This window comes from Candidatus Arthromitus sp. SFB-rat-Yit, assembly GCF_000283555.1.
Classification (GTDB): Bacteria; Bacillota; Clostridia; order Clostridiales; family Clostridiaceae; genus Dwaynesavagella.
Map to the genome: position 1 here is coordinate 601,852 of NC_016012.1, position 12,452 is coordinate 614,303.

A 12,452-nucleotide genomic window follows, 5' to 3' on the forward strand; every position below is an offset into this window, starting at 1 on the left:
TGTTAATAGGTGAATTAATTGTATGGGGAAAATAGATTATAGCTCTTTAAGTAAATTTGATTTTATAGAAGAGCAAAAGAAAAGAGATATTATTTTTAAAAATATACAAGATAAAATGAATTCAAATAGATATGATGATGAATATATACAAGGTCAGGTATCAGATCTTTTTGATTTTATGAATAAATTTTATGATTGTTCTATTGGAATGTTTAGGGGATTGGCTGAGGTGTATGAATTTAATTCTGATTTTTCTAAAATTTTATCTAAAAATTATGGAGAAGAAATGCCAAAGTATATAGCTAAAGCGATGAATTACTTTTGTGACGTTAAAGAGAAACAATAAGGTATTTAATAATTAAATTTAGAAAATAAAAAGTGTAATTAAGTTTAAAATCTTAATTACACTTTTTATTTAAGCAGATCTTTGTACTTTATCAGAACGTAAACATCTAGTACAGATCTTTATAGTCTTTGTAGAATTGTTAACAACGGCTTTGATTTTTCTTAGATTAGGAGTCCATTTTCTATTGGATCTACGGTGAGAATGGCTGTACTGTCCACCAAAAACTACACCTTTGCCACAAATTTCACATCTTTTAGACATATTATATACACCTCCATACCTAAAACCTATTACATATAAACAACCTTAATGATAACATGGAATAATAAAAGAATCAATATATAATTTAATGTTATATTAATTTAGATAATTTGATATAATTGAAAATAATTATTTGGATTTTGTTTTAATTGAATAATATACTTATTTAATATAAAATAAAAAAGAGGAAGGGAGAACCATTTTATGTTACATGTTAAAACGTCAAGTGGAAATGTTTATTATAGTGAAGAGTTGATTAAAAATATCGTAACATTAGCTACCATGGAATGTAATGCTGTTGTTGGTTTGGCAAATCGCAACTTTAGAGAAGATAACAATAATTTAAGTAGTGGAGTTAAGATAAATTTAACAGAGGATAAATCAAAATTAAATATACATGTTTTTGTAATTATAAAATATGGGATTAAAATCTCCATAATAGCAAATGACATAATTCATTTGATTAAAGATAGTATTGAAAGATTCTTGGAACTTTATATTAATTCTATAGTGGTTAATGTTCGAGGAATTAGATACGAAAATTAGAATTTTGTTTTTGATTTTTATAGAAGGATAAGTATGCTTGAGAAGGATATTATAAGCATTAAAGGTGTAGGAAAAAAATATGCTGATTTATTTTCGAAAAATAATATAAAAACAATTGAAAATTTAATTATGTATTTTCCAAAGTCGTATGAGTTTGTAGGTGATTATTTATCAGATAAATGTATTTTTGAAGGAATTGTCACGGAAATTCTTAGGGATGCAACGATTAGAGCAAAATTGGTTATTACAACTATTAAGCTTAGGAATTACGAAGGTAGGATCGCAAAGTTAATATATTTTAATAAGCCATATATGAAACATAGTTTTATTTTAGGTAATACATATAAAGTTTATGGAACTTGTAAGGAAACAAAAAATTATATAGAAATTGTTAATGCAGAGAAGATTAAAGATTTTTCAAATAATATTATACCGAAATATAAATCTATCAAAGGGATTGGAAATAATCAAATTATAAATATAGTAAGAAATGTTCTTGGACAAATTAATCTTAAAGATAATTTACCAGATATTATTGTTAAGAAGAGAAATTTAATTTCTTTAAATGATGCTTTGATAAATATACATTTGCCAAAAAATAAAGAACTACTTACTAAGGCTATATATAGATTTAAATATCAAGAGCTTATGTATTTTTTTATTAACACAAAACTTTTAAGAGATAAATTGAGTTCAAAAGAGAGTGGAATTAAGTTCAAAATTTTTACTGAAGAATTGATTGAACTTAAAAAAGAGCTTGGATTTCAGTTGACTGGAGATCAAAATAATGCAATAAAGAGAATTTTGATTGAACAAAAAGGTGATTTTTCAATTAATAGGTTGCTTCATGGGGATGTTGGTTCAGGCAAAACTATTGTTGCATTTATTACGGCGTTCAATGTTTTGTTGAACGGATATAAGGTTGCATTAATAGTTCCTACAGAAATTTTGGCTGTTCAACATTATGATGAGGCTATAAAATTATTTAAAAAATTTAATATACAGATTCGTCTTTTGGTTGGAAGTGTTAAAGAAAAGCAAAAAAATGAGATAAAGCAGGAGTTGAATGAAGAAACTCCAATTTTATTAATAGGTACCCATGCTATACTTGAAGATAATGTTGAATTTAAAAATTTAGGGTATATAATTTTTGATGAACAACATAGATTTGGGGTGAGTCAAAGGTCGAAACTTATACAAAAAGGGAAAGATAAAAATTGCGATGTATTGGTTATGACTGCGACTCCAATCCCAAGGACTTTATTTTTGTACATATACAACGGAATGGATATTTCTTCAATTAGAGAGCTTCCATCGAATCGAAAAAAGGTTAACACAATTCATATTAAAAGTGAAGACAAAGAAGCCAAATATAAAATTATGTTAGATGAAATTAATAAAGGTGGACAATGCTATATGGTTTGTCCTCTTATTGAAGAAAATGAAAAAATGGATTTATTTTCTGTTGAGTCGTTGTATGAAGAATTAAAGACATCTATTTTATCTTGTTGTAATATTGGAATTTTGCATGGGAAAATGAAAAATAAAGATAAAAATGAAGTGATGAATTGTTTTAAAGAGGGATTAATTGATATATTGATTTCTACTACTGTAATAGAGGTTGGAATTAGTGTTTCCAATGCAACTGTAATGGTAATTGAAAATGCAGAGCGTTTTGGGATTTCGCAGATACATCAACTCAGAGGACGAATTGGACGTGGTTCTAAAGAGGGTACATGTATTCTTGTTACTAGCAGTATGAATCCTGTTACTATGAAAAGAATTTCTACACTCCTTGAAAGTAATGATGGATTTTATTTATCTGAGCAAGATTTAAAAATAAGAGGTAGTGGAGATGTTTTTGGTTATAAACAGCATGGGAATACGGGATTTGTATTTGCGGATGTTATTAATGATGTAGGTATTTTGAAAAAAGTTAAAGAAGATATTGAGTATATGGATCAATTTGATATAGATGAAATAAGAGATTTTTATGATAGTGTTCAAAAAAAATTGGATAAAATTGATAATACTATTTGTTTTAATTAAGGAGATTTAAATGAGAATAATTACAGGTAAAGCTAAAGGGAAAAAACTTATTTCGCCTGATGGATATGATGTTACTCGTCCAACTCTCGATAGAGTTAAGCAATCTATATTTAATATAATTCAGAATGAATTAAACAGAGATAGTATTGTTCTTGATTTATTTGCTGGAACCGGAAGTCTTGGGCTTGAATCTGCTAGTAGAGGAGCTAAAAAAATTTATTTGTGTGATAAAAACGATGTTACCTTTTCTTATTTGGAACAAAATATTAAAAATACCGGATTATCAGATTGTGCATTTGCAATAAAAGGAGAGTTTGATGTAAATCTTAGGAGTTTTAAGGGAAAAGAGAAATTTGATTTAATATTTATAGATCCACCATATAACTCAGATTATGTTAATAGAAGTATAAATTTGGTTGACGATTTAAATATTCTTAATAAAAATGGGTTAATAATTGTTAAAATATCGAGTTCTGAAAGTAAATTTATAGAGTCTAAAAATATAAACTTAGTTGATTATAGGAAGTACGGAAATACAACTGTATGTTTTTATAGATATAAGGAGAGTTATAATGAATAAAGCGATAATACCTGGAAGTTTTGATCCTATAACGCTTGGACACATTGATATAATAGAGCGTTCCCTTAAAATTTTTGATGAAATAATGGTATGTGTTTTAGTTAATCCTGATAAGAAAACATTGTTTTCTATAGAAGAAAGAAAAAGATTAATTAATAAATCTATATCCAATCTTAACGATAGTGACAAAATAAAAGTGGATAGTTATGAAGGACTGTTAATTGATTATATGAATAAAAAAGATATAAATATTATCATCAAAGGATTGAGAGCTTTTTCGGATTTTGAATATGAGATACAAATGGCGTTTTTAAATAATAAAATGGCACCTAATATAGAAACATTTTTTCTTATGACAACAGAAAATTTATCGTACATAAGCTCTTCGTCTATAAAACAAATAGTAAAATTTGGTGGTAATATATCGGGGTTAGTGCCACCTGTTATTGAACAAGATATTATTCATAAAATTTTGGAGTGATTATATGGATGTTTTACAGTTATTAGACTATTTACAAGAGGTTATTGAGAATGCCACAGAAATTCCTATAACCGGGAAAATAGTTTTAAATAAGAAGGATATATTGGAATTAATAAAGAAGATTTTGCATGATTTACCCGATGAATTAAAAAGGTCTAAGTGGATAATTAGTGAGAGAGATAGAATAATAGGTGAGGCAAAAAAGTTTAGTGAAGAAGCAATGAAAGAATCTAAACTCATGCTTGAAAAGGAAATAGAACAACATGAGATTGTGATTGAGGCTAATAATAAAGCAAACAGCATTATAGAGATTGCAAAAGGTGAGGCAAAAGCTATAAGAGGTGGGGCAAATGATTATGTTCGTGAGGTATTGAGATCTCTTGTTGAAGATATTGAAAATACTAAGAATAATGCTATTGAAACATTGGAATCATTAAACTCAAAGAATATATCGGAAATATCAACTTTTTATGACGATATTTCTTATAGAATAAAAGATGACTTAGATAAAATAAAATAAATAGGTTAGTGAGGGATCGATTTTGTATAAATTGATAGCTATTGATATGGATGGTACTCTTTTAAATAGTAATGGAAAAATTTCTGATGAAAATATTTTTGCTATAAAGAGAGCTCTTGATAAAGGTGTAAAGGTAGTTTTTACAACAGGAAGAGGAATTAAAGCAATTACGAATTTTTTAAAAGAAGTGGGTTTATCAGAAAGAGATGAATATGCAATAACAAACAATGGAGTAGCACTCTATAAAACAAATAATTTGAAATGCTTAAAAGCCAATTTATTGTGTGGAGATGAATTGAAAAAATTAGTTGATTTGGGTATTGCTTTAAATGCAAAAATACTTGTTTATGATTATAAAACTGAAGAAACAATTGTTTTAGAAGAAAATGAGTTTTCAGCATTTGAAAGAGATCATATAGGAATGATTGTTCATATTAAACCGAATTTTCCAAATGAAATAAATAATGAAACAAAAGCATTTAAGATAATTTATACAGAAGAACCATCAAAATTAGATATAATACAAAAAAATATCCCAGATTATATAAGAGAAAATTATACGGTTGTAAGGAGTTTACCTATATGTCTCGAATTATTCCATAAAGCTTCAAATAAAGGAAATGCTATTAGAGATTTATCAAATATTTTTGGAATTTCAAAGGAAGAGGTAATCTGTATTGGTGATCAGCAAAATGATATAGAGATGATAGAATATGCTGGACTTGGTATAGCTATGGGTAATGCGATAGATAAGTTAAAAGAAATTGCAAATTATGTGACCGATACAAATGATAATCACGGAGTTGCTAAAGCTATTAATAAGTTTATATTATAAATTTTTAAAATATAGGTTTTTTAAAACCTATATTTTTTTAAAAATATATTGAAATATAATTTGAAATGTGGTATATTAATACCATAGTAATGATAATCAATATCAAATAAATTCTTTCTTTTTACTAATTTAAGAATTGTTAGATTTAATATTGAAGCTAGATTTTATACCTCCAAAATGTAAAATATTTGATTGAAGTATTAAATTCTAACTTAAAAACCTCTGCACATTGTGCGGAGGTTTTTTTATATTGTAAATGTGCAAATAAGGAATGTTAAGATAAATGCAATTACAGCTTGTACAAATTTTAGAAATATATATCGATTTATTTTAAACACAGTGTTTTTATAAACAAATGAATAGCATTGAAGAATTATACACAATCCACTAAAGCTACAAAAGAAGCTAATAAGTGAAAGTTTTAATTGGATGGATATGTTTGTGTCGCTTAATAATTTTATACCATTTGTTATTTCAAGAATTCCAATAATGATTGATTTTAATATAGGTAGATCTTTTATTAAAATTTGAGTGTAGAAGTTATTTAGAATAATTTCTTTTAGAAGTGAAAATAGTATTATAAATCCTCCAACCATTGCACATGTCTTCAATGAATTTTCTAATGAAGATTTTAAAATGTTGCCAAAATTATTTTTAGGATTATTTTTTTTAATAGGGATGCTAGTAACCAAGGTTTCATTCTTAGGATATAGTATGAAAGACATTAACAAACAAGATATGTAATTTGAAAATAATAATATGTATCCTAAAAATTTATTTTCGAGAATTGATACGCCAACAGTACCAATAATAAATAATGGACTAGCATTTGATGCTATATTAGTCATGCGGATGAATTCATTTTTTTTGATCATTTGTTGGTTGTACATATCATTTAGATACTTTATTCCCAATGGGTATCCACATATAAAACTTATAAGTAGTGGGAAAATAGAATTTTTTGAAATCCTTAGTGGTTTGGATATTATAGGACCAAGTAATTTTCCGAAAATATCTATTCCACCATAGTTTATTAAAATATTTGTTAAAATTAAAAATGGAAATAAAGTTGGAAAGACTGATTTCATAAACAAATCAGTTCCATTTATAATTGAATCAATTGATGATTTTGGGAAAATTATTAAGTAGGTTATGAGTATTGTTATTATGAATGTTGTTATGGCGTTTATTTTAGATTTTTCAGAGATATAAAAAATTGATAATATCATAACCGATAAAATTAAAAATAATAACAATTAATTTATCATCCTTTCTTTCGTCTTTATTAATTTTTATGAAAGAAAAAAAATATTATGATATTATAAAATATGAATAAATTAATATTCCATAACTGGAGGATGTGTAAAGTCATCGTTAGGTAACGTTTTTTTGCTTAAAATAGAATAAGCTCTTGTGCTTAAAATATCTAATGCTGCTATTGATGAAGTCTTTTTGTCAAACTTTGAGATTAAATTTATATCGCAAGATTTTTTGATTATGTTTAACAAAGATTTTCCTTTTGAATCAAACCCGATAATCCTGACATAGTTATGAAGATCCTCAATTTCTTTTATATTATAATTTTCAAATCCTATAAAAAATTTGCAAAGAATTCGACTCAATCTTGAATATGGATATCTTTTTGATTTTACATTTAAGATCAAATTATTTAAAGAGTTTGATTTATTAATTTCTGCGTAAAATTTGTTATCAAGTCCTTCGCTTATTTCATTGATTTTTGATAATTGTTTATTCGTTAAAAGTTTGTATTTTAAATATGGGAACATATCTTCTCTATTTACAAAACATTTTTCAGTGAAAGATTCTTTTAAGATTTTAAAAGTTTCTTTTGGAACATGATCTTTGATGATAGATATATCAGAATTATTGTTCAAAATATTTCTTATTGATGTTGCAGATGAAAAAATTTTATCTAAAGATCTATCATTATAGTTACTTCCGATTCGTTTAATGGGTAGTGCCTTTATCTTACTGTTTAAAATTTTTAAAGATTTGAGATATTCGATTGCTAAAATGTTGTTGGAACTTTTCATTAAATTTGTTAAGTTTTCATTTCTAGATTTTTCAAGCACAATTAACTCTTGTACTTTTGCGAATGAATAACCTTTGTTTAAATATTTGGAATGAATTGTTTTATCTGATTCTATTAAGATATTCGCAATTAAATCTAGGTTTTTTTCATCTGGAATTTCACACCCAAAACAAATGTAATCTACGCATTTTAGAGAATTTAGGATTTTAATTGCACCATATGAAAAATTTTCTGCAGAAGACAAGGAAATGTGTACAGGTATTTCTAAACATAAATTAACACCATTTTTAATAACAGATTCACAACGTTTAAATTTATTTATAATGCTGGGTTCTCCTCTTTGTATGAAATTACCACTCATGATTGAAATAATTATAACATCTTCTGTGTGGAATATTTTTTTGATTTGTTCGATTTGATGGAGATGTCCAAGGTGGAATGGATTATATTCAGATATTATGGCAACAACTTTCACTAAAACAAACTCCTTTTTAAAAATAAATAATAAAAAATATATTATAAATTGTAATATAAAGTAAAATTTTAAACATGTAAACATGTATTGTTTTGATTTTGTGATTATAGATAATGGTTGAAGAGTGTAGGTAAGTAGTTTATAATTGAAGTGAGTTTATATTTTGTTGCTTTGGAAGGAGCTATATATGAGACTATTAGAAAAAATTATAGAGTCAGCTAAAAATGATGTAAAAAAAATAATTTTACCAGAAGGAACTGAAGAGAGAACTATTAAAGCTACTGAAAAAATTATTAAGGAAAAAATAGCGAATATTGTATTAATAGGAAATGAAGATGTAATTAAATCTAAGGCTAACAGTTTAGGAGTTAATATAGAGGGTGCAATTATAGTCGATCCAATTAAGTCAGAAAAATATGATGAATATGTGAATTTATTTTTTGAATTAAGAAAAAATAAGGGTATGACTATTGAAAAAGCTAAGGAAATAGTTAAAGATGAAATATATTTTGGGACTTTAATGCTTAAAAATGGGGATGCTGATGGGATGGTTTCTGGTGCCGTACATACAACAGCAGATCTTTTAAGACCTGGAATGCAAATAATAAAGACTTCCCCGGGAACAAAAATTGTTTCAAGCTTTTTTATAATGGATGTTCCTAATAAAAATTATGGTCATGATGGAATATTATTTTTTGGAGATTCAGCAGTTAATCCGAATCCAACAGCTGAAGAATTGGCATGTATAGCTATATCTACTGCAGATAACGCTAAAGCTTTAAGTGGGGTAGATCCCAAGGTTGCATTATTATCTTTTTCGTCAATGGGTAGTGCAAAGCATGAGTTGGTAGATAAGGTTATTGAAGCACATAGAATTGCAAATGAGTTAAGACCTGATTTAATGATTGAAGGTGAACTTCAATTAGATACTGCGATAGTTGCTGATGTTTGTAAAACTAAAGCACCTAATAGCAGAATTAAAGGAATGGCAAATATTTTAATATTCCCAGATCTTCAATCAGGTAATATTGGGTATAAGCTTGTTGAGAGATTAGCTAATGCAGATGCTATAGGTCCAATATGTCAAGGATTTGCTAAACCTTTAAATGATTTATCAAGAGGGTGTAGTGTGAACGATATTGTAACTATGGTTGCGGTTACAGCAGTTCAGGCTAAAACAAAATAGTTATACACTTTGGAAAAACATAATTATGTTAAGGAGATAGTGGAATGAAAATTTTGGTTATAAATTGTGGAAGCTCTTCTTTGAAGTATCAATTGATTGATATGGATACAGAAAATGCAATTGCTAAAGGTCTAGTTGAGAGAATAGGTATATCAGGCTCTAATTTAGAACAAAAAATTGTTGGATCTGATGAGAAGTATAAAGTGGAAGTTGATCTTAAAGATCATAAAGAAGCTATTGCGTTGGTTTTAGAAACATTATGTGATAAGAGATTTGGATTAATAAAAGACTTAAACGAAATTAATGCTATTGGACATAGGGTAGTACATGGTGGAGAAAAATATTCTAAATCTGTTATCGTAGATGAAAATGTTATAAAAAATATAGAAGAGTGTATTAAGCTTGCACCACTTCATAATCCTGCGAATCTTATAGGAATAAAAGCGTGTAAAGAGTTGATGAAAGATACCCCTATGGTTGTTGTTTTTGATACAGCATTTCATCAAACTATACCAGATAAAGCGTTTATGTATGGATTACCATATGAGTTCTATGAAAAATATTCAATAAGAAAATACGGATTCCATGGAACAAGTCATTTCTTTGTTGCAAATGAATGTGCAAAGGCTATGGGTAAAAATATAGAAAATTTAAAAATAATAACTTGCCATTTAGGTAATGGTGCTAGTGTTAGTGCTATTAATGGCGGGAGAAGTGTTGATACATCAATGGGATTCACGCCATTACAAGGGCTTATGATGGGCACAAGATGTGGAGATATAGACCCTGCAGTTGTAACATTTTTAATAAATGAGCTTAATATGAGTGCAAAAGAAGTAGATGAACTTATGAATAAGAAATCTGGATTTCTTGGGGTTTCAGGGAAAAGCAGTGATTCAAGAGATATTGAGGATTTACAAAAACAAGGCGATAAGAGAGCGGAATTAACTTTAGAAATGTATTGTTATAGAATTAAGTCTTATATTGGAGCTTACATTGCTGCAATGAATGGAGTGGATGCTATTGTATTTACTGCAGGTATAGGTGAAAATTCTCCTATTACAAGATATAATGTTTGTAAAGATATGGAGAATCTTGGAATTATAATTGATGAAAATAAAAATAATGTAAGAGGAAAGTTGACAGAAATTTCTTCAGATAATTCTAAAGTTAAAGTCTATTTAGTTCCAACGAATGAAGAACTTGTTATAGCGAAAGATACTCAAGCATTATTGAAGTAATTTTAAATATTGACAATTTATGTAGTAGAATTATATAATTTATATGATAATTTAATGTTTAGTCACACATTGGACTATTAAGTGAGGTTAAATTAAATCATGCAGATAAATTTGAGAGAATACAAAAAGAATAAGGTTTTAAAGAGGGATGAAGAGTTTTCTATTCCATTACAGGATCTTAATGTTTATGATGGAGAAGATTTTAAATTTGTTGATGATATTAGGGTTAAGGCGAATGTATTAATTTCTGATGATTTGATACAATTTAAATTTGACATTCATACGAAATTTAGTTTTAATTGTTCCAGATGTCTAATTGAATTTATTAAAGATTTTGATTTAAAGTGTGACGATGAGATGTTATTAAATAATTTGGATGAGGATATTATTTTAGATTCCGACCAAAATTTAGATTTTAAAGGTTATATAAAGAATTGTGTAGTTGTTAGTATACCTCAGAAAAAATTATGTAAGGATGGTTGTTTGGGTTTATGTCAAAAGTGTGGCGTAGATTTAAATAATAATAAATGTAGTTGTGAAAAGGAAGAGTTTAGCAATGCATTTTATAAGTTAAAAGAAATTTTTGCAGATTTTAAGGAGGTGGAGTAATGGGAAATCCAGCGCGTAAATTTTCTAATGGGAGAAGAGATAGTAGGAGAGCACAAACTTTTAAGTTATCAGCTCCAAATGTTATGGAGTGTCCACAATGTCATGAAATTAAATTGCCTCACAGAGCATGTAAAAAGTGTGGCTTTTATAATGGTAAGCAAGTTGTGTCAGTTAAAAATTAATGGAACTGCCTAAATTAGTTTTTCTAGTTTAGGTAGTTTGTTTTTTAGGGGTAGAAAAATGATTAGGATAGTACTTGATTGCATGGGGGGAGATAATTCGCCTAAGGCTCATGTAGAGGGTGCGATATTAGCTTCAAAAGAAAATAAGGATTTGTATATAATTTTAGTTGGAAAGAGCAAGGAAATTTTGCGAGAGTTAAGTAAGTATGAGTTTGATAAAAATAAAATTAATATAGTTGATGCAGAGGATATTATTTATAGTTATGATGAACCAGTTAAATCTATAAGGAGTAAAAAAAGATCAAGTTTGGTTGTTGCACTTAATGAATTAATTGATAAGGATTATGATGGGATTGTATCTACAGGTAATAGTGGTGCTTTTTTAGTTGGGTGTTTGTTTACCGTGGGGAAGATTAAAGGAGTTTTTAGACCTGCACTTGCTCCTATAATAGATAGAGAAAATGGAAGATTTATTTTATTGGACTCAGGGGCTAATGTTGATTGTGATGTAAAAAATATTGTACAATTTGCTGATCTTGGTCGGCTTTATTATGAAATATTATTCAAGAAAGATAATCCGACTGTAAAATTATTAAATATTGGAACAGAAAAGAATAAGGGTAATTCTGTTATTAGAAAGGCGTATGATCAATTGATGAATGATCCAAATATTAATTTCAAGGGGAATTTAGAAGCAAGAGATATATTTAAAGATGATACAAATGTTGTTGTGTGCGATGGTTTTATTGGGAATATTGCTTTAAAGATAATGGAAGGAACTAGTAAACATATAATCTCACTTGCTATTAAGGATATTTCAAAAAATTTTTTATATAAGATAGTTGAAAAAATTGTACCGTCTTTTTTGAATAGAGTTAAGGGTAAATATGATTATAAAAAATATGGAGGAGCTGTATTTTTAGGTGTCAAAAAAGTATGTGTAAAATCTCATGGGAATTCGAATGAAATTACTATAAAAAATTCAATTAATACAGCGTTTAAGCTAGTTAATGAGAAAATTATAAGTTCTATAGAAAAACTTTATTTATAAAAAATAAGATATTGACTGTTAAACTTTTATAATTTAT

At 27.3% G+C, this 12,452-nt stretch carries 15 protein-coding genes; 12 read left to right on the forward strand and 3 right to left on the reverse strand.

Annotated elements, in window-relative coordinates:
* Positions 1-22: 22 nt before the first annotated feature.
* Positions 23-346 (forward strand): TipAS antibiotic-recognition domain-containing protein, encoded by a 324-nt coding sequence (locus RATSFB_RS02820; RefSeq protein ID WP_014094534.1) that lies wholly within the window; start codon positions 23-25, stop codon positions 344-346.
* A gap of 69 nt (positions 347-415) precedes the next feature.
* Here the strand turns inward: RATSFB_RS02820 and rpmB are convergent, their stop codons facing one another.
* Positions 416-607, reverse strand: a complete 192-nt coding sequence (gene rpmB / locus RATSFB_RS02825) for a 50S ribosomal protein L28 (protein WP_014094535.1) — start codon at positions 605-607, stop codon at positions 416-418.
* Positions 608-811: 204 nt separating this feature from the next.
* On the opposite strand from rpmB, the gene RATSFB_RS02830 reads away from it, so the two are divergent.
* From RATSFB_RS02830 to RATSFB_RS02855, 6 genes are read left to right on the forward strand one after another with little or no spacing between them, the layout of a single operon-like run.
* Positions 812-1,153 (forward strand): Asp23/Gls24 family envelope stress response protein, encoded by a 342-nt coding sequence (locus tag RATSFB_RS02830; protein ID WP_014094536.1) that lies wholly within the window; start codon positions 812-814, stop codon positions 1,151-1,153.
* A gap of 33 nt (positions 1,154-1,186) precedes the next feature.
* Positions 1,187-3,202, forward strand: coding sequence for an ATP-dependent DNA helicase RecG (recG, locus tag RATSFB_RS02835; protein ID WP_014094537.1), 2,016 nt, complete (start codon positions 1,187-1,189; stop codon positions 3,200-3,202).
* A gap of 10 nt (positions 3,203-3,212) precedes the next feature.
* Positions 3,213-3,782 carry a 16S rRNA (guanine(966)-N(2))-methyltransferase RsmD gene (gene rsmD, locus RATSFB_RS02840; protein WP_014094538.1) on the forward strand — a complete coding sequence of 190 codons (570 nt, stop codon included), beginning with the start codon at positions 3,213-3,215 and terminating at the stop codon, positions 3,780-3,782.
* Positions 3,775-4,263: a pantetheine-phosphate adenylyltransferase gene (gene coaD, locus RATSFB_RS02845; protein ID WP_014094539.1), complete on the forward strand. Its 489-nt coding sequence runs from the start codon at positions 3,775-3,777 to the stop codon at positions 4,261-4,263. Before rsmD ends, coaD begins: the two co-directional genes overlap by 8 nt.
* A 4-nt stretch (positions 4,264-4,267) precedes the next feature.
* Positions 4,268-4,783: a hypothetical protein gene (locus RATSFB_RS02850; protein ID WP_014094540.1), complete on the forward strand. Its 516-nt coding sequence runs from the start codon at positions 4,268-4,270 to the stop codon at positions 4,781-4,783.
* A gap of 22 nt (positions 4,784-4,805) precedes the next feature.
* On the forward strand, positions 4,806-5,618 hold the full coding sequence (locus RATSFB_RS02855) for a Cof-type HAD-IIB family hydrolase (RefSeq protein WP_014094541.1): 813 nt from the start codon (positions 4,806-4,808) through the stop codon (positions 5,616-5,618).
* A 245-nt stretch (positions 5,619-5,863) separates the two neighbouring features.
* On the opposite strand, the gene ylbJ is transcribed toward RATSFB_RS02855, so the two are convergent.
* The gene (ylbJ, locus tag RATSFB_RS02860) at positions 5,864-6,874 is read right to left on the reverse strand and encodes a sporulation integral membrane protein YlbJ (protein WP_044035527.1); all 1,011 of its coding nucleotides are present in this window, start codon (positions 6,872-6,874) and stop codon (positions 5,864-5,866) included.
* An 81-nt stretch (positions 6,875-6,955) separates the two neighbouring features.
* Entirely contained in the window at positions 6,956-8,146 is a 1,191-nt protein-coding gene (locus tag RATSFB_RS02865) for a nucleotidyltransferase (protein WP_014094543.1), read from the reverse strand.
* 187 nt (positions 8,147-8,333) lie between these two features.
* On the opposite strand from RATSFB_RS02865, the gene pta reads away from it, so the two are divergent.
* The 5 genes from pta to plsX all read left to right on the forward strand — a co-directional run bounded on the left by pta (position 8,334) and on the right by plsX (position 12,415).
* Positions 8,334-9,332 carry a phosphate acetyltransferase gene (gene pta / locus RATSFB_RS02870; protein WP_014094544.1) on the forward strand — a complete coding sequence of 333 codons (999 nt, stop codon included), beginning with the start codon at positions 8,334-8,336 and terminating at the stop codon, positions 9,330-9,332.
* A 44-nt stretch (positions 9,333-9,376) separates the two neighbouring features.
* Positions 9,377-10,573, forward strand: coding sequence for an acetate/propionate family kinase (locus RATSFB_RS02875; RefSeq protein WP_014094545.1), 1,197 nt, complete (start codon positions 9,377-9,379; stop codon positions 10,571-10,573).
* Between the two features lie 99 nt (positions 10,574-10,672).
* Positions 10,673-11,182 (forward strand): YceD family protein, encoded by a 510-nt coding sequence (locus RATSFB_RS02880; protein ID WP_014094546.1) that lies wholly within the window; start codon positions 10,673-10,675, stop codon positions 11,180-11,182.
* Positions 11,182-11,364: a 50S ribosomal protein L32 gene (gene rpmF, locus RATSFB_RS02885; protein WP_014094547.1), complete on the forward strand. Its 183-nt coding sequence runs from the start codon at positions 11,182-11,184 to the stop codon at positions 11,362-11,364. The genes RATSFB_RS02880 and rpmF overlap by 1 nt, the downstream gene beginning before the upstream one ends.
* 58 nt (positions 11,365-11,422) lie before the next feature.
* Positions 11,423-12,415, forward strand: a complete 993-nt coding sequence (plsX, locus tag RATSFB_RS02890) for a phosphate acyltransferase PlsX (protein WP_014094548.1) — start codon at positions 11,423-11,425, stop codon at positions 12,413-12,415.
* Positions 12,416-12,452: the final 37 nt, after the last annotated feature.

What these genes read in the sequence shown, in the direction of transcription:
- RATSFB_RS02820 (WP_014094534.1), top strand. Translation starts at nt 23, where the DNA reads ATGGGGAAAATAGATTATAGCTCTTTAAGTAAATTTGATTTTATAGAA.
- rpmB (WP_014094535.1), bottom strand. Translation starts at nt 607, where the DNA reads ATGTCTAAAAGATGTGAAATTTGTGGCAAAGGTGTAGTTTTTGGTGGA.
- RATSFB_RS02830 (WP_014094536.1), top strand. Translation starts at nt 812, where the DNA reads ATGTTACATGTTAAAACGTCAAGTGGAAATGTTTATTATAGTGAAGAG.
- recG (WP_014094537.1), top strand. Translation starts at nt 1,187, where the DNA reads ATGCTTGAGAAGGATATTATAAGCATTAAAGGTGTAGGAAAAAAATAT.
- rsmD (WP_014094538.1), top strand. Translation starts at nt 3,213, where the DNA reads ATGAGAATAATTACAGGTAAAGCTAAAGGGAAAAAACTTATTTCGCCT.
- coaD (WP_014094539.1), top strand. Translation starts at nt 3,775, where the DNA reads ATGAATAAAGCGATAATACCTGGAAGTTTTGATCCTATAACGCTTGGA.
- RATSFB_RS02850 (WP_014094540.1), top strand. Translation starts at nt 4,268, where the DNA reads ATGGATGTTTTACAGTTATTAGACTATTTACAAGAGGTTATTGAGAAT.
- pta (WP_014094544.1), top strand. Translation starts at nt 8,334, where the DNA reads ATGAGACTATTAGAAAAAATTATAGAGTCAGCTAAAAATGATGTAAAA.
- RATSFB_RS02875 (WP_014094545.1), top strand. Translation starts at nt 9,377, where the DNA reads ATGAAAATTTTGGTTATAAATTGTGGAAGCTCTTCTTTGAAGTATCAA.
- RATSFB_RS02880 (WP_014094546.1), top strand. Translation starts at nt 10,673, where the DNA reads ATGCAGATAAATTTGAGAGAATACAAAAAGAATAAGGTTTTAAAGAGG.
- rpmF (WP_014094547.1), top strand. Translation starts at nt 11,182, where the DNA reads ATGGGAAATCCAGCGCGTAAATTTTCTAATGGGAGAAGAGATAGTAGG.
- plsX (WP_014094548.1), top strand. Translation starts at nt 11,423, where the DNA reads ATGATTAGGATAGTACTTGATTGCATGGGGGGAGATAATTCGCCTAAG.